This is a genomic window from Actinomadura spongiicola (assembly GCF_003432485.1).
Classification (GTDB): Bacteria; Actinomycetota; Actinomycetes; order Streptosporangiales; family Streptosporangiaceae; genus Spirillospora; species Spirillospora spongiicola.
Map to the genome: position 1 here is coordinate 209,724 of NZ_QVNQ01000006.1, position 26,156 is coordinate 235,879.

At 71.0% G+C, this 26,156-nt stretch carries 22 protein-coding genes; 12 read left to right on the forward strand and 10 right to left on the reverse strand.

Annotated elements, in window-relative coordinates; genetic code table 11:
• Positions 1-226 precede the first annotated feature (226 nt).
• The 6 genes from D0T12_RS20735 to D0T12_RS20760 all read right to left on the reverse strand — a co-directional run bounded on the left by D0T12_RS20735 (position 227) and on the right by D0T12_RS20760 (position 5,125).
• Entirely contained in the window at positions 227-1,414 is a 1,188-nt protein-coding gene (locus tag D0T12_RS20735) for an ABC transporter permease (protein WP_117401307.1), read from the reverse strand.
• A complete protein-coding gene (locus D0T12_RS20740) occupies positions 1,411-2,118 on the reverse strand; it encodes an ABC transporter ATP-binding protein (protein ID WP_456318668.1) in 708 nt (235 codons plus the stop codon). Before D0T12_RS20740 ends, D0T12_RS20735 begins: the two co-directional genes overlap by 4 nt.
• Entirely contained in the window at positions 2,115-3,197 is a 1,083-nt protein-coding gene (locus tag D0T12_RS20745; protein WP_117401308.1) for a peptidoglycan-binding protein, read from the reverse strand. Before D0T12_RS20745 ends, D0T12_RS20740 begins: the two co-directional genes overlap by 4 nt.
• Positions 3,194-3,595, reverse strand: coding sequence for a hypothetical protein (locus D0T12_RS20750; protein ID WP_117401309.1), 402 nt, complete (start codon positions 3,593-3,595; stop codon positions 3,194-3,196). Before D0T12_RS20750 ends, D0T12_RS20745 begins: the two co-directional genes overlap by 4 nt.
• Before the next feature lie 67 nt (positions 3,596-3,662).
• Positions 3,663-4,571 carry a hypothetical protein gene (locus D0T12_RS20755; protein ID WP_117401310.1) on the reverse strand — a complete coding sequence of 303 codons (909 nt, stop codon included), beginning with the start codon at positions 4,569-4,571 and terminating at the stop codon, positions 3,663-3,665.
• Positions 4,568-5,125 (reverse strand): RNA polymerase sigma factor, encoded by a 558-nt coding sequence (locus D0T12_RS20760; RefSeq protein WP_233526192.1) that lies wholly within the window; start codon positions 5,123-5,125, stop codon positions 4,568-4,570. The genes D0T12_RS20755 and D0T12_RS20760 overlap by 4 nt, the downstream gene beginning before the upstream one ends.
• A gap of 346 nt (positions 5,126-5,471) precedes the next feature.
• Between D0T12_RS20760 and D0T12_RS20765 the strand changes: the two genes are divergently transcribed.
• The gene (locus D0T12_RS20765; RefSeq protein ID WP_117401311.1) at positions 5,472-6,200 is read left to right on the forward strand and encodes a L,D-transpeptidase family protein; all 729 of its coding nucleotides are present in this window, start codon (positions 5,472-5,474) and stop codon (positions 6,198-6,200) included.
• A gap of 21 nt (positions 6,201-6,221) precedes the next feature.
• Here D0T12_RS20765 and D0T12_RS20770 read toward each other — a convergent pair whose 3' ends face one another.
• Complete coding sequence (locus D0T12_RS20770; RefSeq protein ID WP_117401312.1) at positions 6,222-7,481, reverse strand: alpha/beta hydrolase family protein; 1,260 nt, start codon at positions 7,479-7,481, stop codon at positions 6,222-6,224.
• Positions 7,482-7,661: 180 nt separating this feature from the next.
• On the opposite strand from D0T12_RS20770, the gene D0T12_RS20775 reads away from it, so the two are divergent.
• From D0T12_RS20775 to D0T12_RS20815, 9 genes are all read left to right on the forward strand, one after another.
• Positions 7,662-8,861 carry a sensor histidine kinase gene (locus tag D0T12_RS20775; RefSeq protein ID WP_117401313.1) on the forward strand — a complete coding sequence of 400 codons (1,200 nt, stop codon included), beginning with the start codon at positions 7,662-7,664 and terminating at the stop codon, positions 8,859-8,861.
• The gene (locus D0T12_RS20780; protein ID WP_117401314.1) at positions 8,858-9,649 is read left to right on the forward strand and encodes a response regulator transcription factor; all 792 of its coding nucleotides are present in this window, start codon (positions 8,858-8,860) and stop codon (positions 9,647-9,649) included. Before D0T12_RS20775 ends, D0T12_RS20780 begins: the two co-directional genes overlap by 4 nt.
• 395 nt (positions 9,650-10,044) lie before the next feature.
• Positions 10,045-10,815 (forward strand): AAA family ATPase, encoded by a 771-nt coding sequence (locus D0T12_RS20785; RefSeq protein WP_158581559.1) that lies wholly within the window; start codon positions 10,045-10,047, stop codon positions 10,813-10,815.
• Positions 10,816-11,136: 321 nt separating this feature from the next.
• The gene (locus D0T12_RS20790) at positions 11,137-13,971 is read left to right on the forward strand and encodes an AfsR/SARP family transcriptional regulator (protein WP_117401316.1); all 2,835 of its coding nucleotides are present in this window, start codon (positions 11,137-11,139) and stop codon (positions 13,969-13,971) included.
• Positions 13,972-14,293: 322 nt separating this feature from the next.
• Positions 14,294-14,671: a hypothetical protein gene (locus D0T12_RS20795; protein ID WP_117401317.1), complete on the forward strand. Its 378-nt coding sequence runs from the start codon at positions 14,294-14,296 to the stop codon at positions 14,669-14,671.
• 56 nt (positions 14,672-14,727) lie between these two features.
• Positions 14,728-16,251: a DUF3375 domain-containing protein gene (locus tag D0T12_RS20800; protein ID WP_117401318.1), complete on the forward strand. Its 1,524-nt coding sequence runs from the start codon at positions 14,728-14,730 to the stop codon at positions 16,249-16,251.
• Complete coding sequence (locus D0T12_RS20805) at positions 16,244-16,915, forward strand: DUF4194 domain-containing protein (protein WP_117401319.1); 672 nt, start codon at positions 16,244-16,246, stop codon at positions 16,913-16,915. Before D0T12_RS20800 ends, D0T12_RS20805 begins: the two co-directional genes overlap by 8 nt.
• Positions 16,912-20,256: an ATP-binding protein gene (locus D0T12_RS20810; RefSeq protein WP_117401320.1), complete on the forward strand. Its 3,345-nt coding sequence runs from the start codon at positions 16,912-16,914 to the stop codon at positions 20,254-20,256. Before D0T12_RS20805 ends, D0T12_RS20810 begins: the two co-directional genes overlap by 4 nt.
• Positions 20,253-21,488, forward strand: a complete 1,236-nt coding sequence (locus D0T12_RS20815) for a Wadjet anti-phage system protein JetD domain-containing protein (protein ID WP_199487591.1) — start codon at positions 20,253-20,255, stop codon at positions 21,486-21,488. Before D0T12_RS20810 ends, D0T12_RS20815 begins: the two co-directional genes overlap by 4 nt.
• Before the next feature lie 18 nt (positions 21,489-21,506).
• On the opposite strand, the gene pntB is transcribed toward D0T12_RS20815, so the two are convergent.
• Together pntB and D0T12_RS20825 are read right to left on the reverse strand one after the other, a co-directional pair.
• Entirely contained in the window at positions 21,507-22,964 is a 1,458-nt protein-coding gene (gene pntB / locus D0T12_RS20820) for a Re/Si-specific NAD(P)(+) transhydrogenase subunit beta (protein WP_117401322.1), read from the reverse strand.
• 3 nt (positions 22,965-22,967) lie between these two features.
• Positions 22,968-24,497 carry a Re/Si-specific NAD(P)(+) transhydrogenase subunit alpha gene (locus D0T12_RS20825; RefSeq protein WP_117401599.1) on the reverse strand — a complete coding sequence of 510 codons (1,530 nt, stop codon included), beginning with the start codon at positions 24,495-24,497 and terminating at the stop codon, positions 22,968-22,970.
• Positions 24,498-24,882: 385 nt separating this feature from the next.
• Here D0T12_RS20825 and D0T12_RS20830 point away from each other — a divergent pair, with 385 nt between their 5' ends.
• Both D0T12_RS20830 and D0T12_RS20835 read left to right on the forward strand, forming a co-directional pair.
• Positions 24,883-25,434: a DUF305 domain-containing protein gene (locus D0T12_RS20830; protein WP_158581560.1), complete on the forward strand. Its 552-nt coding sequence runs from the start codon at positions 24,883-24,885 to the stop codon at positions 25,432-25,434.
• A gap of 94 nt (positions 25,435-25,528) precedes the next feature.
• Complete coding sequence (locus D0T12_RS20835) at positions 25,529-25,900, forward strand: SCO4402 family protein (RefSeq protein ID WP_407642100.1); 372 nt, start codon at positions 25,529-25,531, stop codon at positions 25,898-25,900.
• 7 nt (positions 25,901-25,907) lie between these two features.
• Here the strand turns inward: D0T12_RS20835 and D0T12_RS20840 are convergent, their stop codons facing one another.
• Positions 25,908-26,147: a hypothetical protein gene (locus tag D0T12_RS20840; RefSeq protein WP_117401325.1), complete on the reverse strand. Its 240-nt coding sequence runs from the start codon at positions 26,145-26,147 to the stop codon at positions 25,908-25,910.
• Between the last annotated feature and the right edge of the window lie 9 nt (positions 26,148-26,156).

Consider the following 26,156-nt stretch of genomic DNA (forward strand, 5'->3'; position numbering starts at 1 on the left):
AACCGGGGAGCTGGTGCGCGCGCACACGGATCGGGGAGCTGTGCGCGCATGGACGGCCGTCGCGTCCTGCAAAGATCACAGTGTCATCCCAAGAACGCCTGCGGACCATCACAATTGGTCATAGCTTCGCGTTATGGGGAATGAACTGCGCCTTTTGGCGACTTCTCGGCCTTATTACCGAACAATTACCTGCGCCGGGAGGCCCACGGTGCCGGACGTGCCGCGGTCACGGGGAGGCGAGGGCCGTGGTCGGCGGGAGCCGGGACGCGCGGACGGCGGGGTAGCAGCCGGCGAGCACGCCGACGACGAGCGTCGCGGCGCCCGTCCCGGCGAGCGTCCAGAAGGGCAGCACCGGCGGATGGCCGCGCAGGACGGCGTAGACCATGGTGACCAGGGCGCCCATGGCCAGCCCCACGACGCCGCCGAGCGCGGACAGCAGGAAGGACTCGGCCAGGAACTGGACGCGGATCTGGCCTCGGGTGGCGCCGAGGGCGCGCCGCAACCCGATCTCGCGGCGCCGCTCCAACACTGAAACGATCATGGTGTTGGCGATGCCGACGCCGCCGACCAGGAGGGCGACCGCGCCGAGGCCCAGCAGCAGGCCGGTGAAGGTCCCGGCGGCGGCGGCACGCGCGGCCAGCGCGTCGGACGGGCGCGACACCGCGACGTTCTCCGGGCTCTCGGGATCGATGGTCCGGGGAAGGAGCCCGCGGACGGCCTCGACGGACTCCTCGGTGGACCGCTCGTAGAGCGTGGTCGGACGGCCGTCGAAGCCGAGATACGTCCGGGCGGCCGGGAATCCGACGAACGCCGACCGGTCGATCTCCGGGGCCAGGGGCAGGGGCCGCAGGATGCCGGTCACCGTGAACCAGCGGTCGCCGACGAACACCCGCACGCCGATGCGGTCGATGCCGAGCCGGTCGGCGGCCACCGAGCCGAGCACCATCGCGGGATACCGGGCGGTGCCGTCGTTGAGCCACGTCCCGGACCGGACGTCGCCGTCCAGCGTGCGCAGCAGGTCGAGTCCGGTGGCCTGCACGGTGATCCCGCCGGTCTCCACCGCGGGGACGTGGTCGGTGCGGCGGACCGTGGCCTCGATCCGGCCGGTCGCGCTCGCCGACAGGACCTGATCGACGCGCCGGACCCTGGCCTCGGCGTCGGGCGGCAGCGGAACCCGTTCCCCGCCGATCGACTCGCCGGGTTGCGCGCGCAGCAGGTTGGTGCCCAGCGCGTCCAGGCGGCGCAGCAGGTCCGCCTGACCCGACGCGGAGATCCCGATCACCGCGACCATCGTGGCGATGCCCAGGGCGACGCCCAGCGCGGACAGCGCGACCCGGGCACGGCGGGCGCGCAGCCCGGCGGCGCCGACCCGGGCGACGTCCCGGAAACGCAGGCGGGCGGGCTTCGGCGTCATCGTTCCGCTCCTCGGGGACGGACGTCCCGCTCGTGGACGGCGCGTTCGTCGGCGACCACGGCGCCGTCCCGCATGTGGACGCGCCGCGGGCACCATCCGGCGATCTCGGCGTCATGGGTGATCAGGACGACGGTGGTGCCCGCGGCGTGCAGATCGCCGAGCAGCGCGAGCACCTCGGCGCCGGAGGCCGAGTCGAGGTTCCCGGTCGGCTCGTCGGCCAGCAGCAGCGGCGGGTCGCCGAGCACCGCGCGGGCGATCGCGACCCGCTGCCGCTCGCCCCCGGAGAGCTGGTGCGGCCGGTGGCCCAGCCGGTGCCCGAGCCCGACGCGACGCAGGGCCTCGCGGGCCCGCTCGCGCCGCTCGACCGGCGGGCGGCCCGCGTACAGGAGCCCGTCGGCGACATTGCCCAGCGCGGACGCGCCGGGGTCCAGATGGAACTGCTGGAAGACGAAGCCGACGCGGGTGGCGCGCAGCGCCGACAGCCCCCGGTCGGACATGCGGGTGGTGTCGTGCCCGGCGACGCTCACCCGCCCGGACGTCGGACGGTCGAGCGTGCCGATCAGATGCAGCAGCGTCGACTTCCCCGAACCGGACGGCCCGACGATGGCGACGCGTTCACCCGCCGCGATGCCGAGATCGATGCCCCGCAGGGCCCACACCTGGGCGTTGTAGCGTTTGGTGACACCGGTGACCTCGACCATCATGCGCGCGGCACCCCGACCCGCAGGCCCTCGCGCACCTCCGGCCCGGAGATCTCCACGCGACCGCCGCCGAAGGCGCCCGTCCGGACCGCGACGACGCGGCGGCCGCCGTCCGGGCCCACCAACTCCACGCCGAGGCCGCCCTCGCGGAGGGCGAGGAGCGCCTCGACCGGCACGGTGAGCACCCGCGCCCGGCGCTCGCTCACCAGCGTCACCGTCACCGGCGTCCGGTCGAGGCCGCCGGTGTCCGCGTCCCCGGACGGCTCGATCACGACGTCGACGGTCGGTTCCGCGGCGGCGCCCGCCGGTTCGCCCTGCCCGGAGCCCTTCCGTTCGGCGACGCCGTCCACTGAGACGATCTTCCCCCGCAGCGTGGTGCCGTTCGGCAGCTCGACGGTCGCCGGGCCGCCCCGCCGCGCCAGGGCCTGGTCGGTCACCTTGAGGTCGACGTGGACGACGCGCTCGGTGCCCGACACGGCGAGCACGACCGTGCCGGGGCCGACCCTGTCGCCGACGGCCGCCTTCGCCTCGGCGACCCGGGCAGCCCCGGGCAGGAAGACCACCTGCGCGGCGTCCACGGTCCCCGTCTCCGCCAGGCCCGCGGCGTCCTGCCAGGCGCGCACGGCCCGTGCGGTAGCGGAGGAGAAATGGTCGTCGACGGTCACGGCGTCGGCGTGGCCCAGCGCGCGCAGCGACCGTTCGAGCTGCTCGACGTCGGGGCCGTCGGGGATGCCCGCGCGCAACGTCCGGTAGAGGGGAAGCTTTCCGTACATGAGCACGACCGGACGGCGCGCCACACGGTACAGCGCCTCGCCCTGCTCGATCACCTGGCCGGGCTTCGGTATGGAGGTCACGATCCCGGCTGCGGCGCCGGTCACCTCGCGTCCACCCGCGTAGGTGAGCGTGCCGTCGACGGTCTTGGTGTCGACCAGGTCACCGCGGGCGATCGTGACCGTGTCGAGGGGACGACGCTCGGCGGCGGCCGTCCCCTCGGCGCCGCCGCGGACGGTCAGCACCGCGCCGCCCGCCGCCAGCACCGCGACGACCGCCGTCCCGGCGACGGCGAACCGCCGGTGCCTCATCGGCGCTCCTCCCGCAAGATGTGGGCGCACGACTTCGACGCCTTGTCCCACAGCGGAGGGTTCTTGAGGTGGACGTCCGGCGGCGCGTTGTCCGGCATGTCGTAGCCGTTGGCCCGCATGCACCTGGCGAACGCGGCGAACCGGTCGCGGGTCTCGGGGTCGTTCATGTCGATGGTCCTGCCGGACGGACGGAGTTCCGCGCACGCCCGTTCGGCCCTGTCGGGAATGGCCAGTCCTCCCGGCGGCAGGTCCTTGGGGTCGTCCGGCATGTTGACGCCATGCTCACGCATGCACCTGGCCCATCGCAGCCGCTCCGCGTCGGCGTCGGCGGACGGACCGGCGCCGGAGGGGTCGGAACCACCTCCACAAGCCGCCACCGACAGCAGCAGCAATAGCACGCAAAGTAGTCGAACGAGCTTCACAGGATCTCTTCCTTCGGCATTCGAGGGTTTCCGGGCCGGGCGGCTACGACGTGCCCGGACACCTCTTGGGCTCTGAAAGGTCCGGCGTGCGGGTCCTGGTCTGGTCGGCGATGAGCAGCGCCTTCCCCGGTTCGGTCAGCCAGCCTCCGTGGACGTACCAGGAGACCGGCACCGAGGACCGGGCGCCGCGCAGCGGTACGGCGAACCGGGCGACGGTCACACCGTGCGCGCGCAGCATCGCGCGGACTTCACCGACCGTCCTGTTCACGAACCGGGTGCACTGGAGCGGCTCACCCGGATTGTCGAGCGGGGCGAAACCGATGTGACGCTCTCCCGGACGGGCCCGGCGCCCGAGCATGATCCTCGCGGGCCCCCGGTGCTCCGGCCCCTTGTAGGCGCGGTAGCCGACGGGGACCCGCACCCCGATCGTGCAGCGGCGGGACGCCGCGCACCTCCCCGGGCTCTCGATGGACTGGACGAGGTCGTCCCGCCGGGACAGTTCCGCGGCGCTCAACCCGTTCTTGCGCGGGTCGTACGGTTCGAAGACGGTTCCGACCAAGCTCGGCGAGACCGGCTCGACGCGCAGCTCGACGTCGAGCCCGGCCCCGCGGAGCTGAGCCTGGTACCGCTCGGCATCGGCGAAGGCGTCCGTCACCGTGACGACGTAGTACCCGCCTTCCTTCCTGATGTCGAGCGCCGCGGCCGGGGCGGGACCGAAGAAGCCGGGCACCACCCAGCTCACCGCGACGGCGACCGCCGCCAGCCCCGCGGCCGACATCACGGTGAACCGCCGACGCGGCCACCACGCGACCGCTCGCGGCACCCGCCGCCGCGTCCTCGCGGTCTCCCGAGGGGTGGCGGTGATCTCGTCGAGGAGTTCCCGCGCGCCCTCGCCCATCGGCGGGACGGCGCGCACCGGCTCGACGTGCTTCAAGATCTCGTCAAGGCTCATCCGAGGACCCCCTCCGCCATCGCCACCGCTCGTGCCCCGTACCGCTCCACGTCCACGCCCTCCCGGGCCAGCGCGCGGGCGAACCGCTTGCGCGCCCGGTGCAGGCGGGCCCGCGCCGTACCCGCCCGGCAGCCCAGGACCTGCGCGACCTCGCCCGGCGAGAGCCCCTCCCAGCCGGTCAACGACAGCAACTCCCTGTCGTCGGCCGACAGCCGCCCGAACGCCGCCTGGACCGCGCCGACCTCTGACGGCTCCCAGGTCGGAGCCGCCTCGGTGAACTCCCCGCGCAGCTTCGTGACGAGCAGTTCTCTCCGGGCGGCTCCCCGATAATGGTTGGCCAGGACCCGGCGGGCCACCGCGTAGAGCCACAGTCTCGCCTCGTCGCCCGGCGGCACGTCGTCCAGGCGGCGCCAGGCCGTCAGGAACGTCTCGCCGAGGACGTCGACGGCGTCGTCCGGTGAACTCGTCCGGCGCGACGCGTAGCGCGCCACGGCGTCGTAGTGCGCCGTGTACATCTCCTCGAAGCGCTGACGGTCGGTTGCGGCTCGGCCCACACGGTCCTCCTTCGGCCTCCGAACCGGCAGATGTCCGGACCGGCGCCCGCGTTACACCACCCGTGCGAACTTTCTCCGCCCACGTCGTCGGCGGTCAACCCGGCTTCCGCCTCGGCCGGTGTGAACCGGCGTGCCGGGCATTTCGGGAATCTTCTTTCGGGGTGACGACGAAAGCGTTCCATGCGTCGATGTTGGATTCGCAATTCCGTCGCACCGGCGGTGCGGCCTGTGGCAATGTCCAATTAATGGGTGTCGCCGGGGTCATGGAAATATCCCCTAATCTCGGGATATTGCGGGCAAGAAGGGCGAGCCCATGTTCCGCCCGCCGGTTCAGAAAGGGAAATTCATGAGATACGGGAAGAAGTTCCCGATCGCGCTCGCCGTCACCGCCCTCGCGCTGCCCCTCGCCCTCTCCGGTCCGGTGTCGGCCGACGTCGAGGAGGCGGACGGCCCCTGCGCGGCGCTCAACGAGGGAAGGTCGCGCCACCACGTGGGCTTCGGCAAGCACGTTCTCTTCGCCGTCGCGTCCGGCTACGGGACGGCCGAGGTGACCGTCACCGAGTGCGTGCGCAGGCACTTCAGCGCCCGGTGGAGGACGTTCCTGACCACCACCGGGCACGTGGGACGGAGCGGGTTCGCCGCGCCGGGCACCAAGCGGGAGGGCGACGGCAAGTCTCCGACCGGGTCGTACAGCCTGACCGAGGCGTTCGGCGAGGGCGACCCCGGGACCGCGCTGCCCTACCGGCGGCTCCGCGAGAGCGGCGACTGCTGGGGCTCGACGATCGGCGACCGCCGCTACAACCGGTACTACTCCGGTAGATGCCTGCCCGCCGACGAGAACCTGTCGGCGATCATGAAGAGCGGGCCGTACCGGCAGGCCGTCGTCGTCAACTACAACCGGATGCCGGACACCCCGATCGTGCAGGGGAGGGGCTCGGCGATCTTCATTCACATCGGCTCGGGGCCGACCTCGGGCTGTGTCGCCTTCGCGCGGCCCGAACTGGAGACCGTCATGAAGACCCTGCGTCCGCACGACCGCATCATCATGGGCACCCGGGCGACCCTGTTCCGCTGAGGCGACCGTGCGGGGCGACGGTCAGGGCGTCAAGCCGTCCCACCAGGTCAGGATCTCGGGGAGCGCCGCTCGCTTGGACTCCCCATGAAGCAGGTCCCCGAAGTCGGTGAGCGGCGCCTTCACGCCGTTGGCGCGGAGCGCCTCGACGCAATGTTCGGCGTTCAGGATGGTCACGTCCCTGTCACCGGTCGCGCCGTAGAGCCTGACGGGTGCCCGTGGCGTCCAGTCGGTGCAGGTGGTGTCGTTGGAGCGCAGGGCCCCCAGCAGGCTTCCGGTGGGGCTGGACGCCCACTCGATGAACCGAGGGGTGAGCAGTTCCCGCGGCGTCGCCGGGAGCGCGGCACCGATCTCCTGGTAGGTGTGCTCGCCGTCGAAGAGCTCTTCGACGGTCGCCGCGTACGGCTCGTTGAACACCTCGGACGGCTCGTCGTAGAAATGGTGGAGCCGGTTCAGCGCTGTCAGTGAGTAGGCGAAGTACAGCGTGGTCTGCTTGGGATTGAGCGAGTCCCCGTACAGCGCCTCGGGCATCTGCGCGTGCTGGACGTCGTACGCGCCGCTGACCGGGGCGACGGCGCCCAGACGGTAGTGGCCGTCCTCGCCGCGCTGGAGTGCCCGTCCGAGACCCATCGCCGCCGCACCGCCCTGGGAGAACCCGGAGACCAGCACGCGACGGTGAAGGCGCCGCTGCTTCTCCGCCGTGAACGTCCGGGCGGCGCGCAGCAGGTCGATCGACGCGGTCACCTCCGACCCGACGTCGCCGTACGGGTGGCGTCCGGGACCCAGACCGAGACCGAGGTAGTCGGGCGCCACGGTCGCGTAGCCGGCCGAACCGAAGAAGAACGCGTCGGCGCGCTGCTGTGGCTGGACGGACGGCGCCTGCGCCTTGGTGACCATCGTCCCGTGCTCCCACGCGACGACCCGGAGGTCACGTTGGTCGTTGCGTGGCAGCACGACGAGGCCGCTCGCGGTCGTCGGTCGGCTGTCGGGTTCGATGGTGCGGTAGACGATCCGGTAGGCGTCCAGGCCGTGGCGCACCCCGGCGGTGTTCATGCCCGCCTGCGTCAGGTACTCGGCGACCTCGTCCCGGGTCAGGCCCGCGACGGCCTCGGCGGAGACGATGGCCCCGCGCGCCGCGCGCTCGACCGAAATGGCCGTGGGGGGCGCGTGCGGAGGGGGTTCCGCCTGGGCCCGCACCGCCCACGCCGCGGGCATCGCGGCGGCGATCAGGGCGGCGGCGGCAAGGGCGAGGGGACGCCCGCGGGCGCCGGTCGACGTTCTCATTCGTTCCCCAACCTCTTGATCGGTGGCGGGCCCGTGCCCGCGTCGGTCAGTTGGAGACGCTAGGAGGGCGGGGTACGGCGGGGCGTCGGCTGAGGAGACGGTCTTGGACCGCCCGGCGCAACCTTCGATGCGACCGCAAGGATGATCACCGGGCCTTCCGAGTGCGCCTACTCTGCCGCAATGAGGACAGTTCGGACGGCGGTCACCCTGCGGAACGCGCGCCGTCGCCTCGCGGAACGGCCACGGCTCGGCGACACGTTGCTCGGCGTCGGCCTGACCGCGTTCGACGTCACGGCGATCCTGTTCCGGGAACCGTCGCCGAGCGCGGCGGGCGTGGTGCTGTGGGGGGCGCAGAGCCTTCCGCTCGTGTGGCGGCGCGGCCGTCCACTGGTGGTCCTCGCGACGATGACCGCCGCGTTCGTCGCCTTCGAGACGACGCGCGTCGTCCCGCACCTCACCCCGGGGCCCTACTTTCTCGCCCTCGCCGTGTACTCCGCGGCCCGCCACGCCCCTTACCCGTCCAGCCTGGGCGGGGCGACGCTCTCGGGGATCGTGGCCGTGGCGACCACGCTGCTCACCCGGGACGACGCCGCGCCGCGGCTGTGGGCGCTGGAGCCGGTCAACGCGACGACGTTCGTCGTGTTCTTCGCCGTCGCCTGGCTCGTCGGCGCGGGCCGCCGCCGCATCGACGGCGACGCGGCCCGCCTCAAAGATCTCAACGAACGTCTGCGGGCCGAGCAGGAGAAGAACGCCGAACGCGCGGTGCTCACCGAACGGGCCCGCATCGCCCGCGACCTTCACGACGTCGTCGCCCACCACGTGTGCGCCATCGCCGTCCAGGCCCGCTCCACCGAAGAGGTGCTCCAGGACGACCCGACCCTGGGACGCCAGGGCGTGGCCCTCATCGCGGACACGGCCGACGTCGCGCTGGAGGAGATGCGGCGCATCCTCGGGCTGCTCGCCGCCCGGGAGGAGGGACCACGGCCCGGCCCGTCGCTGCGTGCCCTCGACGAACTCGTCCACATACTTGAGGCCGCGGGTTGCCGGGTGACCCTGGCCCTGGACGAGGCGACCGGCGACGTTCCGGAGGCGACCCGACTGTCGGCCTACCGGATCGCGCAGGAGTGCGCGATGAACGTCGTGAAGCACGCCGCCCCCACCGAGGTCCGGATCGGGGTGCGCGTCGACGCGGGCGCGCTGAGCGTCCAGGTGGAGAACGGGCCGCCGCCGGCCGACCATCGGTCCGTCCCCGGCTCCGGTCTGGGGCTGATCGGCATCCGCGAGCGTGTCGCCGCCTTCGACGGCGACCTGGAGGCCGGTCCCCGGCCGGACGGCGGCTGGCGCGTCCACGCCACCCTCCCGCCCGGAGGGCGCCGATGACCGTCCACGTCCTTCTCGTCGACGACCAGGACATGGTCCGGGCGGCCCTGCGCGCCGTCATCGACCGCCGCGATGGTCTCCACGTGGTCGGCGACGCCGCCGACGGGGAGAGCGGCGTCGCCGACGCGTGGCGCCTGCGCCCTGACGTCGTCGTCATGGACGTCCGCCTGCCCGGGATGACCGGCGTCGAGGCGACGCGGCGGATCCTCACCGACTGGCCGCACCCCGGGCCGCCGCCGCGCGTCCTGATGCTGACCACGTTCGACCTGGACGAGTACGTCCACGCGGCGCTCCGCGCGGGCGCGGCGGGCTTCCTTCTCAAGAACAGCCCACCCGACCAACTCGCCCACGCCATCCGTGTCGTCGCCGACGGCGAGTCGATGCTCGCCCCGAGCGTGACGAAACGCCTCATCGACGCCTTCTCCGCGCTGCCTCCCGGAGTCGTGGACGGAGCCCCCCGCGCCACGCCACGCCTCCCCGGCCCGCTCGGCAGGCTCAGCGAACGCGAACTTCAGGTGTTCGTCCATGTCGCGCGTGGGCTGTCCAACGCGCAGATCGCCGCGGAGCTGGGCCTGACGGAGGCCAACGTCAAGAGCCGCATCAACCGCGCCTTCACCAAGCTGGGACTGGTCAACCGTGTGCAGGCGGCGATCCTCGCCCACGAGGCGGGCCTCGTCCCAGCCGCCCACGGGTCTCGGCCGCCCGGCGAGAGGACCGCGCGTAAGCCCGACGACCGAGAGCGGAGACGACCCGACCCTGAGCCGGCGCCGAACCGATACACGGACTGATGTTCGCTCGGCCACCAAAGAGTGGACGCTAGATGGTCCAGCGCTGGGACCAGGACGGCTACTGCCTGTCCTCCTCCCCGCTGGGCTCCTCGGAGGTCGGGTGGGGTCGTCTCTTCCGCTCCCGCCCACCGCATGGACCGGGCATGGATCAGGCATGGACGGCGCCCGGCAAGCTACTCGCCAGAGACCCCTACCCAGGCAAGGCGCAGGCGTACGACAGACGACCCAGAGGTGCCGGAGCGAACCGGAAAGCGCGCGGAGGGGGGCAACTGGTCGGACCTCCTCGGCCTGGACGGTCGCGCGGACAGCCGCGCGCAGCCGAAGCGGGCGGGGCCTCGCGGCCCGGACGCCGGCCGCGGGGGGAAGGTTGGTCGCCGACTCTGCAAGGAGTGAACGTGATCGAAGATGAATTGAGGCTCGCGGTTTCCGGGACCTTTTCGACCGGAAAGTCGACTACGGCCGAGATACTGTCCATCGCCACGGGCATCCCGCTCACACGTGCGATGACCGCTCACGAATTCTTGCGGGATCTAGTTCCAGCAGGGGGTTCTGAGAAACTGTCGGCGCGCGAGCTGGCCACCCTGGGGCTCGGGAGGTTGGAAGCGCGTATCCACCGGGAAGCCGCTCAGTCGGGCTCGTTCGTCTCTGATGGATCCGTCATCCAGGAATGGGTCCACGGTGTTGCCAAGATGCGGCTAGGCGTCGATCCGAAGGCCGTGCTGCCGAGCAGCCTCCTGAATGGTATCGCCGGCACCGCCCGTCGCAAGTCGTACAAGCAGTACATGGATGCGTACGGGGAAATCGTCAAAGCGTATGCAAAACGTTCCTACGATGGATACGTCCACCTGCCGGTAGAGTTCCAGCTTTCTTCGGACAGGCGCCACCCGGTCTCCGAGAGGTTCAGAAAACTGTCCGATGAACTCCTCATTCAGACCCTCAACGAACTGAACGTCCCTCACCTGACCGTCGTTGGCACGATTCGGGAGCGTATTGCCAGGATCATCGATCTCTTCGGTCTCCCGCTGAGGATGTCGCTCGATGAAGCGACCAGTATCGGCAAGGGTCGAGTGACAAGAGCCGCAGAACTTGTTGACATGAAAGCGTGCGCGCACACCATGTGCAGGCCCGGCGCGAAACTGCGCCGTCTGAAATACGCCATGCGTTGATGATCTCAAGCGTGGTCTTCGGCCGCGAAGGGGGCGTGGTCGTCCACGCCCTCCCGGCGACCATCGCTGAAGCGAGTTCGTCGACTTACGGAGCGTCCACCTTCGGGGCGGGTTGCGTGATCGCGGACGTGATCCGACGTTTCCGCTGTCCCGGCATGACATCGGAGGTGAGATCGGACTACAGAACTCGGGGGGAATATGTGAATAATGCGGTTATCGATCGGTAACGACACTAATTTGTATCGGTGTTGCATCTGGCGTCGGTGTCGAGTTGGGTGGTGACTCGACCTTGCCTGCTGGGATGCCGAGAGTTGATGTCGTATGCCTGGAGAATTCAGAATTCTGGGGCCGCTGGAGGTCTGGGTCGGCGGGAAGCAGGTGAGGTTGCGGGGGGCCGGGCGGCAGAAGGTGCTGGCCGCGCTGTTGCTGTCCGCGGGCCAAGTGGTGCCGCTGAGCCGGCTGGTGGACGCGGTCTGGCCGCAGGAGCCGCCGCCCACCGCGGAGAAACGCGTGCGCAATCTGGTCTCCGACCTGCGGAGGCTGCTCGCCGAGGAGAAGTCGGCCGGGCTGGCGGCGGCCGGGACCGGATACCGGCTGGACATCGCGGAGGACGCCCTCGACGCCGCCTTGTTCGACCGCCGAGTGAGGCGGGCGCGCCGGTACGCCGCCGATCGGCGACCGGCGGAGGCGGTTGCCGAGTTCCGCGCCGCCCTGGGCCTGTGGCGGGGGCCGGTGCTGGCGGGCCTCGAATGCCCGGCGCTGGAGCCGCAGGTGAACAGCTGGGAGGAAAGGCGGACGGCGGCGCTGGAGGAGGACATCGAGCTGGAGCTGGACCTGGGCCGCCACCACAGCGTGATCAGCGAGCTGGCCGAGCAGGTCGCCGCGCATCCGTTGCGGGAACGGCTGGCCGGGCAGCTGATGTTGGCCCTGCACCGAGCCGGCCGGCGCGCCGAGGCGCTCCAGGTCTTCCACGACATCCGCGTGGCACTGTCGGAGGAACTGGGCCTCGACCCCGCCGACCAGCTACGGCGACTGCACGAGCAGATCCTGGGCAGCGACCCCGGCTTGGCGGCGCCGGCGCCGGCGTCGGCTCGGGGGAAGCGCGTCCAGCAGTTGCCCCGCGACGTCGCCGACTTCACCGGCCGTGCCACCGAGCTGAACCGGCTCCTGTCGGCCCTGCCGGACGAGGGGGAGGCGGGCACCGCGGTGGTGATCAGGTCCATTGACGGGATGGCCGGGATCGGCAAGACCGCCCTGGCGGTGCACACCGCGCACCGGCTCGCCGACCGTTACCCGGACGCGCAACTGTTCATCGACCTGAAGGCGCACGCGGCCGAAGCCCAGCCCACCACCACGGCCGCCGCCCTGGACGCGCTCCTGCGCGCGATCGGCGTGCCCGGGGAGCGGATCCCGGACGAGGTGGAGCAACGCGCCGGGCTGTGGCGGGCCGAACTGGCCGGTCTCCGGGCGTTGATCGTGCTGGACAACGCCGCCACCGCCGAACAGGTGAGGCCGCTGCTGCCGGGCAGCCCCGACACCCTGGTGCTGATCACCAGCCGCCGCCAGCTCACCGACCTGGAGGCCGCCTTCACGCTGTCCCTGGAGGTGCTGCCGCCCGCCGACGCCGCCGCACTGCTCACCCGAATCGCCGGCGACGCACGCGCCGCCGGCGAACCGCGGGCCGTCCACGAGGTGGTGCGGTTGTGCGGCTTCCTGCCGCTGGCGGTCCGGATCGCCGCCGCCCGGCTCCGCACCCGCCCCACCTGGACCCTCGCCCACCTGGCGGAACGCCTGGGCGACCAGCGACGGCGGCTGGGCGAGCTGTCCACAGGGGACCGCAGCGTGGTCACCGCGTTCGCCCTCTCCTACCGGCACCTCGCCCCCGTCCAGCAGCGACTGTTCCGGCTGCTGAGCCTGCACCCGGGCACCGACTTCGACGTCCGGACCGCCGCCGAGATCGCCGACATCTCGTTCCAGGAGGCCGAACAGATCCTTGAGAACCTGCTGGACATGCACCTGCTGCAACAGCGCGCCGTCGGCCGGTACCGATTCCACGACCTGTTGCGCACCTACGCCGCCCAGCTCACCCGAGAAGAGGACACCGAGGCCGACCGGCGCGCCGTCCTGTACCGCATCCTCGACCACTATCTCGCCTCCGCCCGGCACGTCTACCGGCTGGAACGGAACGGTTGCACGCTCGCCGACGCGTTCGCCGCCACCCACTCGCCGGGGCTCGCCTTCGACGACCTGGCCGAGGGGCAGGCGTGGGTGCTGCACGAGCTCGACGGCATCCTGGGAGTCGCCCGCGAGGCCGCCGCGGACCCCGGCCTGCCGATCGCGGTCGCCGCGGACCTGCTGCTGGCCCTCGACCCCGTGGGCGACTTCGCGTTCCTGTGGCCGCGGCTCAACGGCCCCGCCGCCGCGGTCGCCGACGCCGCCCGGGCCCGCGGCGAACCGTCCGCCGAGGCCCGGGCGCGGTACATGCTCGGTGGCGGGCTCTGGCAGGTCGGCCGGATCGACGAGGGCGAGGCGCAGATCCGTCGCGGCATCCAGGCCGCTCAGGACGGCGGCGAAACGGCCGTCCTGGACCGGCTGCTCAACGTGTCAGCGCTGCTCGCCCACGCCGGTCAACGCCCCGAGGAGGCCCTGCGGACCTACCGGGAGAGCCTGGCGGTCAGCGAGCGCTCCGGCAACTGGGCGGCGCACCTGGAGGTGCTCAACAACATCGGCGCCGTCTACATCCGGGGAGCCGGGCGCCCCGCGGAGGCGCTGCCGTGGCTGGAGCGCGGGTTGGAGCTGCTGGACCGGGTCGGCGGGCAGCCGGTCGTCAGGCAGTACCTGATGACCAACCGGGGCAGAGCGAGGATGGAACTCGGCCGTCCGGACGAGGCGGTCGAGGACTTCCGGGCCGTGGTCGCCGCCAGCCGCGCACTCGCGTTCCCCTTCCAGGAGGCGGCGGCCCTCCAGGAACTGGTGCACGCGACCTGGCGGCTCGGACGTCCCGAGGAGGCACTCGACCACGCCGAGGCGAGTCTGGCCATCTGGCGGCAGCTCGGCCAGGAGACCAGGCAGGCCGAGGTCCTGGCCGTCCAGGAGACGATCCGCGCGGAGTTGGGAGAACCTCGTCCACCAGCCACCAGATCGGGCCTCCACTGAGGATATGGAGGCCGGTGAGCCGGTCACACGCGCAGCTCCAGGGGTCAGGATCACCGTCGGTTCGCCTGCGGACCTGTTCGGTCGAGGCCGTCGGGGCGGCGCGGTTCGGCCGGCCGGGGTCAGGCGGCGGGGAAGGCGGCCTGGACGACGAGGCCGCCGTCCTGGCGGGGGAGCGCGCTGAGGGTTCCGCCGTGCGCGAGCGCGATCGCGTGCGCGATGGACGATCCTGCGCCGCCGGACCCCCGAGGCCGCCGCGAAAGCGCGCGCAGACGCGGCGCGGGCAGGCGCCAAGCCGCTGCCGCTGTGGTTGGCGCGTGAGCACATGCTGCACAGCATCGGCAGCGTCAACGGCTCCGGCCCCGGGGTGGTGGGCCTGGCGATCGGCGGCGTCAGTGAGAGCGCCGTGGTCATGTCCGAGGAGACGGCGGACCGGTTGCGGGTCCGCATCGACCGCGACCGCCCGCTTGAGACGTTCGCGCACAGCCACCCGGTCGTCGTCTACCCCTGCTACCCGAAGGCGATCCGGCTCGGCGGCGTCACGGCCGGGGAGATCTACTGCGGCGCGAACCCGAAGATGGCGCAGAGTCCCAACGGCTTCGACGTGATGGCCGCCTTCTTCCACCCGTTCTACAAGCCCTGCAATGTCACCCTTGACTTCACCGACATGACCGTCCACATCGTCCGCGGCAAGGCGACCTGACGGGGGTGCCGGGTCTGGGCACCCGGTGTCGGCCGCAGGTCTTACTCTGGTCGGCGATGGCTACAAGAGGCGTGGAGGGCGCGTACCAGGGTGCGCTTCGGGCGTTCCAGAACCCGATGCTCGATCTGCTTCACCGGACCTACGCGCCGTTCGTGGTGACGGTGCTGGCGATGATGTTCACGCCGGAGCGGTCGACGGTGGCGGTGGCGGACGCCCACGCGGAGCTCGCCGACGCGCTCGACCAGTTGCGGGCCGCGGGCTACGGCGACGACGGCGACCAGCCGTTGCCCGCCGGGAACGCCCGCGACCTGTGCAGGCAGTGGGTGCAGGCGGGTTGGCTGGTGCGGCAGGTCGCCGACGACGTCGAGGTGTACCGGCTGTCCGCGCACGGTGTCGGCGCGCTGGAGGTGGCCGGACGGGTCGGCGGCGCCCGAACGCGGGTGTCGGAGTCCCGGGTCAGGACGCTGCTGGAGGCGGTCGAGCGGCTCGCGCAGGACGCCGACCCGGACGTGATGGCCCGGATGGCGCGCCTCCAGACGGAGATCGACCAGCGCCGCCGCGAACTCGACCGGCTCGAACGCGGCGGCGAGGTCGAGACCGTCGCCGACGACCAACTGCTGGAGGCGGCCGAGAACGTGCTGCATCTGGCGCGGGAGCTGCCCGCCGACTTCGCCCGCGTCGCCGAGTCGATCAAGGCGATGCAGCGCGATGTGGTCGCCGACCTGCGGCAGGACGTCCGGCCGACCGGGGAGGTGCTGCGCGAGTACCTGGAGCGCGGCCGACAGATCATGGACGCGACACCGGAGGGCCGGGCGTTCGCCGGGGCGCTGCGCCTGATCGGCGACCCGGCGCGGATCGACGACCTGTGGAACCTCCTGCGGACCGTGCTGCGGCACCGGTTCACCGAGCTGATGCCGGAACAGCAGCGGCGGGAACTCGCCGAGATCGCCCGCCGGATCGAACAGGGCGTCAAGGACGTGCTGGTCGCGCAGCGGCAGGCGTCGCACGTCATCACCACCCAGGTGCGCAACCATGACCCGATGCGGGACCGACAGGTCGACGAACTGCTGCGGGACGTGATGGCCGGATTCCACGCCTGGGTGCCGGAGTCGCGCCGTGGGGAGGTCGTCCCGCCGATGCGCCGGCTGCCGGTGGCCGCCGTCGGGCAGCTCCGGCAGACCATGAGCGATCCCCGGCCGCTCCAGCCGCCCACCCCGCTGCGGGAGTGGGACGAGGAGGAGGACGTCCCGGCCGCCGACACCCGGGCCTGGGGCGGCCCCCAGTACGCCGAACTGCGCGCCCACCTGGAGGCGTTCGCGGGTGACCCGGCCCACGAGGACGGCGTCGACGTCGCGGCCGCGTTCACCGCGGCGGACGAGCGGATACGGCGACCCGTCGACCTGCTCGGCCTGTTGGAGATCGCGCACGACGTCGGCATGACCGACACGGCCGAGGTCGCGGTCGTCGAGGCGGTCCGGCCCGACCAGACCCGGCGACGGTTCGCGTTCGGCGGCGTCCGAGCCGCGAACCCCGCCGCCCCCGCGAGACCAGCAGACGAGAAACCGGGCGACGATGAGTGAACCGGACGACGCCGACGACGGCTGGTCGACCGGCGCGGAGGCCGGGTTCATCGACCCGGTCCCGATGGAGGACGACCCGTCCGAACTGTTCGCCGGTGACACGGGCACCTTGGACGTCGACGTGCGGCGTGTGCTGGTACGGCTGCTGAAACGCAGGTTCCTGCTGGCCGAGAAGAACCAGGCGCAGTGGCGCACGCTGCTGGAGAACCAGCAGATCATCGAGTCGCGGTTGCACGACCTGTTCGTCCGGCTCGTGGTCGACCACGACCGGGGCATCGCCTACAAACAACAGGTGCGCTCGGCGGAACTCGACGTCCCGATCCTGCTGAAGGACGACCCCTACAACCGGGCCGAGACCCTGGTGCTGGTCCATCTGCGGACGGTCTACCAGCGGGAACGCGGCACCGGCGAGACGTCCGCGCGGGTCGACATCGAAGAGCTGGAACAGACCGTGCTGACCTACTTCGATCCGGACGACAACAACCTCGCCCGCGGCCAGCGCGAGATCCGCAACGCGGTGCAGCGGCTGGTCACCGACGGCCTGCTCGTGGAGGAGTCCGCGGGCCGGTACCGGATCACGCCGCTGGTGGAGGTGGTGCTGAGCACCGAGAAGCTCGCCGAGCTGAACCAGTGGCTGCGGGAACAGAACGGGGTCGCGCCATGAGCATGATCGACACCCTGTTCGGGTTGATCCCGGCCGCGTCGCGGGGGCAGCAGTGGGTGGCGCGGGATCTGCAACTGGTCAACTGGGGCGGCTACGACGGGTATCACCGCATCCGGTTCGCCCCCGGCGCGACCCTGTTCAGCGGTGGTTCCGGATCGGGCAAGTCCACGCTGATGGACTCCTACATCGCGTTGCTGATGCCGCACACCACGCCGTTCAACGGGGCGTCCAACGGCGGGGTGGTCGGCCGCCCCCGGGGCAAGGACCAGCGCAACATCCTCTCCTACGCCCGCGGGAAGCTCGACGAGTCACGGACGGGCGGCGAGACGAAGTCACGGGTGCTGCGCGGGGACGGCCGCGACACCTGGTCGGCGATCGCGATGACCTGGGCCGACCCGAGCGGCGCGGTGTTCACCGCGTTCCGGGCCTGGTACGTGCCGTCGTCCGCGCGCACCCTCGACGACGTCGTCGTGGTCCGCGCCACCCGGGACGACGACTACGACCTGCGCGACCTGGACGGTCCCGCGAGCCGCAGGCTCGCCCGCGCCGCCGTCGTCGCGACCGGCGTGACCTGCTTCGACACCGACCGCGACTTCACCGCCCGGCTGCACACCACGCTCGGTATCGGCGCCGCCGGCGACGGCCACAAGGCGGTCGGGCTGCTCGGCAGGATCCAGGCCGGCCAGCAGATCACCACCGTCGACGCGCTGTACAAGACGATGGTCCTGGAGGAGCCGACCACCCTGGCGACAGCCGACCAGGTCGTCCAGCAGTTCGACGAGCTGTCCGGCACCCGCGAACGAATGATCACCGCCCAGCGGCAGGTGCGGGCGCTGACGCCGATCCGCGAGCATCGGGAGGCCATCGACCGCGCGGTGACCCGGCTGCGGGTGATCGGCGACGTCGGCTCGTTCACCGACCCGACGTCCCCGGCGGCGCTGTGGCGGCACGAACGCCGCCTCGACCTGCTGCGCGCCGCCGAGCGGGACCTCACCGGACGCCGCCGCCGCGTCGAGAAGGAGGTGGCGGAGACCACCACCCTGATCAAGGCGGCGGAGGCGCAGCGGGACGCCGTGCTGGAGACCCTGCGCGCCTCGGGCGGCGACCGCCTGGACACCGCGCTCCGCGAGGTCGACAGGGCCGAGCAGCGGCTGGCCGAGGTCGAACGCGCACGGCAACGACTCGACCGTCTCCTGGACACCGTGGGCGCGACCGTTTCGACCGGTCAGGAGTTCGCCGCGCTGGTCGACTCGGCGCACCGGGCGCTGGCCGACACCGACGCGCGAAAGACCGCACAGAACCAGTTCGCCGAGGCGACCGCCGAACTCAAGGAGGCCGAGCGCGACCTGGCCGGGCTCCGCGCCGAGCGCGACGCGGTCAAGGCCCGGCGCGGCAACATCCCCACCGACCTGCACGCCGCCCGCGACCTTCTCGCCGACGCCGCCGGGCTCACCCCGGACGACCTGCCGTTCGTCGGCGAGCTGATCGAGGTGCGGACGGAGTTCGAACCGTGGCGGGAGGCGTTCAACCTCGCGCTCGGCGGGTTCGCCACCCGGATGCTGATCGACATCGGTCGGCTGAACGAGTTCCGTGAGGCGATCAACACGGTGTCCGTGGCCCGGCGCGTCCAGTTCGAGGGCGTCAAGACCGGCATGCGGGACGAGGTCGGGCTGGACGACAAGACGCTCCCCGGCCGGCTCGACTACCGGCCGTCGCCGTTCACCGCCTGGCTCAAGAGCGAACTCGCCCGCAGGTTCGACTTCGTCTGCGTCGAGACGCCGAGACTGCTCGTTCAGTACCCGAAGGCGCTCACCATCACCGGCCAGACATCGCAACGCGGCCGGGGCGCGCACGGCGGTCACGGCCGCGCCAACCTGCTGGGATTCACGAACACCAGACTCCTCGCCGACCTCGACACCCGGATCGACCACGCTCGGAAACGGCTCGACGACGCCGTCGCCCAGGCGACGAACGCGGAGCAGGCCCTCAACTCCTTCGAGGAACGACGCACCGCCTACCAGGCCCTGACCGAACTGTCCTGGGACCAGGTGGACGTCGAGTCCGTCACCGCCGAACGGAAGCGCTGGGCGGACGTCATCAATGAGGTCCGCGAGGGCAACCCGGAGATCGACCGGTTGCAGCAGGAGGCGGAGGAACTCAAGCAGCGGTTCAGCGGACTGACCGAGCAGGTCGGCCGGCAGAAGGAAGAAGTGAAGCAGCTCGACGAGGCATGGAAATCGATCGTCGACGAGGTGGACGGCGCCCAGCGGGCACTCGACAACGCCGAGGCGACCGGCACCGAGGTGAGCCGGGAGCACCGCGAGTACCTCGCGGGCCTGTTCGACGACGCTCCGGCAGGCACCGACCCGGCGACGGCGCTGAAGGAGTTCGACGCGGCACACCGGCGCGGCGTCGAAAGAATGCGTGACGACCGGAAGTCGGCGGAAGAGGCGATCGAACGGTCACGGAAGGCGCTGCGCGAGACGTTCTCGACGTTCGTGGAACGCTGGCCGAACCCGAACCTCGGCACCGACCCGGAAGCGTCCTACCGCGACTTCGACCGTCTCCTCACCGACCTGGAGACCAGTGGCCTCCACGAGTTGGAGACCGAGTGGCGCGACAGCCTCCTCAAACTCTCCGGCAACGACCTGACGAGCCTGGACAGCGAACTCGCCGCCGCCGTCCGGGAGATCCGCGACCGGATCGACCCGGTCAACCGCATCCTCTCCGAGCTGCCGTTCGCCGACGACGGGCACCGGCTGCGCATCGACCCGCAGGAAAGCCACTCCGCCGTGCGGGCCCGCTTCCGCAAGGAACTGCGGGACGTCCGCGCCGCCATCGACAAGGCCGCCACGGACGCCGACCGGGAACGCGCCTACCACCGGATGGCCAAGGTGATCGACCGCATCCGCCGTACCGCCCCCGACTTCGCCGACCTGGTCGACGTGCGGAACCATGTGCGGATCAGCGCGGAGAAACGCGACCTCGCCGGTAACCATGTCGCCGTTTACGACCACATCGGGGAGAAGTCCGGCGGCGAGTCCCAGGAACTGGTGGCGTTCATTGTCGGAGCCGCGCTGCGCTACCAGTTGGGGGACGCGGGCGCCGAACGTCCCCGCTATGCTCCCGTCTTCCTCGACGAAGCGCTGATCAAGGCGGACGCGCACTTCACCGGCCGTGCCATCGGCGCGTGGCGCGGGCTCGGCTTCCAACTCGTCATCGGCGCGCCCAATGACAAGCACAGCGCCATCGAACCCCATGTGGACGCGGAATATCTCATTCTCAAGAACAGTGAGGGACGATCATGGGCGAAACCCATCGTCGCGGTTCCCGACGCGTGACGTCCCGTCTGGTCACCCCGGCCGACGCGGTCGAGTCGCTGCGCCGCAAGATCCACCGGAAGTGGGCGGAGGCCGTGTGCGCCGATCTCGGCTCCGGCGACCCGGTCATGTTCTCCGTCCCCCTCCGCCCCGGAGTGTCGACCGGCACCGGGGTGACGCGGATCGGGCCCGAGGCCTGGACCGAGTGGCACATGAGCTGGCGCGAGTTCGCCGACCGGGACCATCCCGAGGGCGTGGTGATCGTCCGCAAGCCGGTGTCCGTCCGGGGGGTGACGGCCGAATACCCCGCCACCCTCGTCGTGGACCTGGACGCCGCCGTCGCCCTCACCACCGGAACCGAACCGCCGACGGAACCGCCGACCGTGGACGTCGCCCGCGCCCGTGAACTCGCGTCGTCGCTGCGGGCCACCGGCGCGCTGCTCACCCCGGCCACCATCCGCGCCGCCTACCGGATCGGAGCCGACGACGCCGAGGTGCTGCTCAAGGCGGTGGCCTGGCTGCGCCGGCACCCGGACGCGGGCGCGTGGACGGCCCGTCAACTCCCGGTCCCCGGCATGCACTCCAAGTGGCTCGACACCCATGGCGCCTTACTGCGCGACATCGCCGGACGCGACGTCCGAACCGAGGTCCGGCCCCGCCCGGCCGTGCTGCACCTGACCTATGTCGACCCCGACCACGCCGGGTCGGGCCGCCGCAGGCACGACGCGTGGACGACCGGTGACGTCCACGACCTCGCCTACCGGCCGCGGATCGTCCTCGTCGTCGAGAACCGCGACTCCCGGCTCTGGTTCCCGCCGGTGCCGGACACGATCGTGGTCGAGGGCGGCGGCAAGGCGGCCGCGGCCCTGCTCGCGAACGTGCCCTGGATCCGCGCCGCCGACCACGTCGTCTACTGGGGCGACATCGACGCCGACGGTTACGCGATCCTCGACCGGTTCCGCGCCGCGCTCGCCGACCCCGGCCCGGACGGCGCGCCGCCGAAAGAGGTCACCTCGATCCTGATGGACGACACCGACCTGCACCGCTACGCCAAGCACGGGCTGAATCACGACAAGGAGGGCCGCCCGCTCAAGAAGCGCGAGGCGACCCTGCGACACCTCACCGAGGCCGAGGCGACCGCCTACGACATCATCACGACGGGCCAGGCGTCGTTCCGCCGGATCGAGCAGGAGGCCATCCCCCTCGCCGACGCCGCCGCCCGGCTGCTGGACGTCACGAAACCGGAGCAGTGACCGCGACCTGAGGACGGCTCAGGACCGCGCGCCGGCCTTGGGACGTCCGACCACGGGCGTGAGGGCCTGAAGGATGTCGTCGACTCGTTCCTTGGCGTCTCCGAACAGCATGTGGGTGTTGTCGCGGAAGAACAGCGGGTTCTGGACTCCGGCGTACCCGGTCGCCATCGAGCGTTTGAACACGACGACCTGCCGCGCGTTCCACACCTCCAGGACGGGCATGCCCGCGATGGGACTCGCCGGGTCCTCCTCGGCGGCGGGGTTGACGATGTCGTTGGCGCCGATCACCAGGACCACGTCGGCGGTGCCGAAGTCGTCGTTGATCTCGTCCATCTCAAGCACCAGGTCGTAGGGCACCTTCGCCTCGGCGAGCAGCACGTTCATGTGCCCGGGAAGGCGACCGGCGACCGGGTGGATGCCGAACCTGACCTGGACGCCGTGGTCGCGCAGCCGCGCGGTCAACGCCGCGACCGGGGCCTGCGCCTGGGCGACGGCCATGCCGTAGCCCGGAACGATGATCACCGAGGAGGCGGCGGCGAGCGCCCCGGCGGTCTCCTCCGCGCTGATCTCCCGGTGCGTGCCCTGGTCGTCGCCGGACGCGGCGGGCGCCTCCAGACCGAAGCCGCCGGCGATGACCGACAGGAACGAGCGGTTCATCGCCCGGCACATGATGGCCGACAGGTACGCGCCCGAGGACCCCACCAGCGCGCCGACGATGATCAGCAGGTCGTTGCCGAGCAGGAACCCGGACGCGGCGGCCGCCCACCCGGAGTAGCTGTTCAGCATGGAGACCACCACCGGCATGTCGCCGCCGCCGATGGACGCGACCAGATGCCAGCCGAGCAGCAGCGCCACCACGGTGACCGCGACGAGCGCCCACGGGTCGGGCTCGATGACGAACACGACGGTGAGCGCGACGAAGGCGACGAGCGCCGCGACGTTCAGCGCGTTCTTGCCCGGCAGCATCAGCGGCGCGGACTTCAACTTGCCCGACAGCTTCCCGAACGCCACCACCGAACCGGTGAGGGTGACGGCGCCGATGAACACGCCGATGAACACCTCGGCGCTGTGGATGCCGAGCATGTCCTCGCGGGCGAGCTTAACCGCCTCCTCCCCGTCCGGGTGGTGCTCGACGTGCAGGTAGCCGCTCCAGCCGACCAGGACGGCGGCCAGCCCGACGAAGCTGTGCAGCAGCGCGATGAGTTCCGGCATCGCGGTCATCTCCACGGCCTTGGCCCGGTTCAGGCCGATCAGCCCGCCGACCACGACCGCGGCCACGAGCAGCCCGAACGCGGGAAGGCCGATGTCGCCGTCGATGGTGAGGGCCACGGTGGCGATGAGCGCCACGGCCATGCCGAGCATGCCGTAGGTGTTGCCCAGGCGGGCGGACTCGTGCCGGGACAGCCCGGCCAGCGCGCGGATGAAGAACAGGGCGGCGACGATGTACGCCGCGGTCGCCGTGGTTGCGATCGTCATCGTCTAGCTCCTGACGAACATGGCGAGCATGCGGCGGGTGACCGCGAATCCGCCGAAGACGTTGATGCTCGCGAGCAGGATCGCCGCGAGTGAGAGCACGGTGATCGCCGCGTCGCCCGTGCCGATCTGGAGCAGCGCGCCGACCACGATGATCCCGGAGATCGCGTTGGTCACCGACATCAGCGGGGTGTGCAACGCGTGGTGCACGTTCCCGATGACGTAGTAGCCGATCACGATGGCGAGCGCGAACACGGTCAGGTGCACCTGCAACGCCGCCGGGGAGAGCGCGATCAGACCGAACGTCGCGGCGGCGGCGACGGCGACACCGAGCCGGCGGAGCAACGGATCGGGCTTGCTCTCCGGGGCGTCCGCCTCGACCTCCCGCGCCGGCTGGGTCTTCGCCGGAGCCGCCGACACCGACACCGGAGGCGGCGGCCAGGTCAGCTCACCTTCACGGACGACGGTCATCGACCGCTGGACGACGTCGTCGAAGTCCAGGACGAGTTGCCCGTCCCGCTGCGGCGTCATCAACTTCATCAGGTTCAGCAGGTTGGTCCCATAAAGCTGGGACGCCTGCGCGGGCAGCCGCCCGGCCAGATCCGTGTAACCGAGGATGATCACGCCGTTGTCGGTGACGACCCGCTCGCCGGGAACCGTGCCCTCGACGTTGCCGCCGTTCGCCGCGGCCATGTCGACGATCACCGAGCCCGGGCGCATGGTCGCCACCATCTCCGCGGTGATCAGCCGTGGCGCGGGCTTCCCCGGGATCAGCGCGGTGGTGACGATGATGTCGACCTCACGACACTGATCCGCGTAGAGGGCGGCGGCGCGGACGTTGTAGTCGTCCGACATCTCCTTGGCGTAACCGGTGTCCGGGGTGTCGTCCGGCTCCGGCTCGGCGACGGCGAGATAGTCACCGCCGAGCGAGCGCACCTGGTCGGCGACCTCCGGCCGCGGGTCGGTGGCCCGGACGATCGCGCCCAGGCTCCCGGCCGCGCCGATCGCCGCGAGCCCGGCGACACCGGCCCCCGCGACCAGCACCTTCGCCGGTGGCACCTTGCCCGCCGCGGTCACCTGACCGGTGAAGAACCGTCCGAACTCGTGCGCGGCCTCGATCACGGCCCGGTATCCGGCGATGCCGGCCATCGAGGAGAGCACGTCGAACGCCTGCGCCCGGGAGATCCGCGGCACGGCGTCCAGGGACAGCGCGGTGATGGGACGCTTGGCGAGGTCTTCCACCAGTTCCGGCTTGAGCCGGGGGTTCAGCAGCCCGATCAGCGTGGCACCGGGCCGCAACGCGTCCAACTGTCCGGGCGCGGGCGGGTTGACGCCCAGCACCACGTCCGCGGCGGTCGCGTCGCCGATCGCGGCTCCAGCGGCCTCATACTGGTCGTCGGGAAAGCCCGCCCCGGCTCCCGCACCGGACTCGACGACCACCTCGTACCCGAGCTTCTGCAGTTGGGGGACGGTGTCCGGCGTCACCGCCACCCGCCGTTCCCCCGGTGGATCCTCCTTCAGAACCCCAATGATCATGACGACCACTCCACCTCTCTCGCCCATCGCGGGCCCCGCACGGGGGGCCGACCCGGCGGCGCGGGCCCGGACGGCGTCAGATATCTCGGCATCAACATAATTCTGCCGCGAACGAGCCCGCATCCGCTTTGCGCTGTGTGCCAGTCTTGACCATGAAAGTTTGGGCACTTGAACTAAGCACCGCTGCGCACAGTGAGCACGATCGTACGTTCAGCCCCAACGACCACCTCGAAGGGATGTCCATGCGAAGAACCAGCGCGTACCCCCGAACCGGTCCAACCCCCCGCCCCCGCTACCGCAGCACCCTCACGAGCTCACTATGACTCCAAAGCTCCCGCACCCCGCCACCCGCCACCCCCGCTCTCGACACAGCGTGCTAGCAGGGATGCTCGCCGCCCTCGCCGTCCTGTCCACGGCATGCGGCGGCACGAGCGATCCGGCAGAGGCGAAGCCCAAACAGAGCGCACCGGCCGACCATGACGCCGACGACGTCATGTTCCTCCAAATGATGATCGCGCACCGTCAGCAGGTGCTCGACATCGTCCGGCTGGCCCCGGACCGCTCCCGTCGCGGAGAGGTCCAAACGCTTGCCACGACCCTCGAAAAGGACAGCACCACCGAGGTACGGCAGATGACCTCGTGGCTCACCGCATGGTCGAAGCCGACCACCCTCCAGGGCCCGGTGAACTCCCACGCCGCCCACGGTGGCCTGCCGCTCATCGGCGCGGCGGAGATGAAGTCACTGAAACAGGCCAAGGGCCGTGATTTCGACACCACCTTCCTCAACCTGCTCCTCGGACACCAGCACAACGCGGTGCAGATGTCGCAGGTCGAACTGAAGAAAGGGGTCAACCCCGCGGCCAAGAAATACGCCAACGACGTCATCAAGAACACCACACCCTTGGTCAGCCGCCTCCTCGATCTGATCAACAGCTGACAAGCACATTCGCGACACGCCTCCGCGGCCGTGAGCGCGTCCCCCGAGAACGCGCTCACGGCTCGCCGACGAACAAGAGGGCTCGAAGAACTCGATGTTAGAATTCCCAGAAATGCGAGAGATGGTGGTGGATGCGGTTCGCACCTTTTCCGATATCGAGTATCAACAAAAGATGTGGGTCGACGAGAGGTATCAAGACCCGAATCTCATAGAGGACCTTGATCAGAATCTAAGCGCCCTCTACGACTTCACATCGGTCGCGGAGTGTCCGCACGATTACATCGGTGCGGTTTTGGTGGATATCGATGAGGCCGAAGCGATGGAGGCCCTGCATATCGCGATTGAGGAGTTTCTCGGCTCCGTCGACGGCTCGCTTGAGGATGCGGTACTCATCGCCATGCCGAACTGGCGGAAGGTGGTCGATCAGGCTCAAGCCACGCTTCGGGTTCTCACGCGGGAACGGTGAAGGCTGCTCACCTCGTGGCGCTTTCGGAGAGGGCTTGGAGGTGGGTGGCGGCTCGGGCCAGGTCGGTGGCGGCGATGGTGGTCGCCGTGAGGTGGGCGTCGGCGACGGCGGCGAACCATGGGGGTGTCGTCGGGTCGTCCTGGAGTCGCCGGGCCAGGGCGCGTAGGCGGGACGTGGCAGCGTGGAGGGCCTCGGCGTCGGCGAACAGGAGGGCGGCGGAGTCGGCGAGCGAGCGGCGGGTGGACATGGCGGCCTC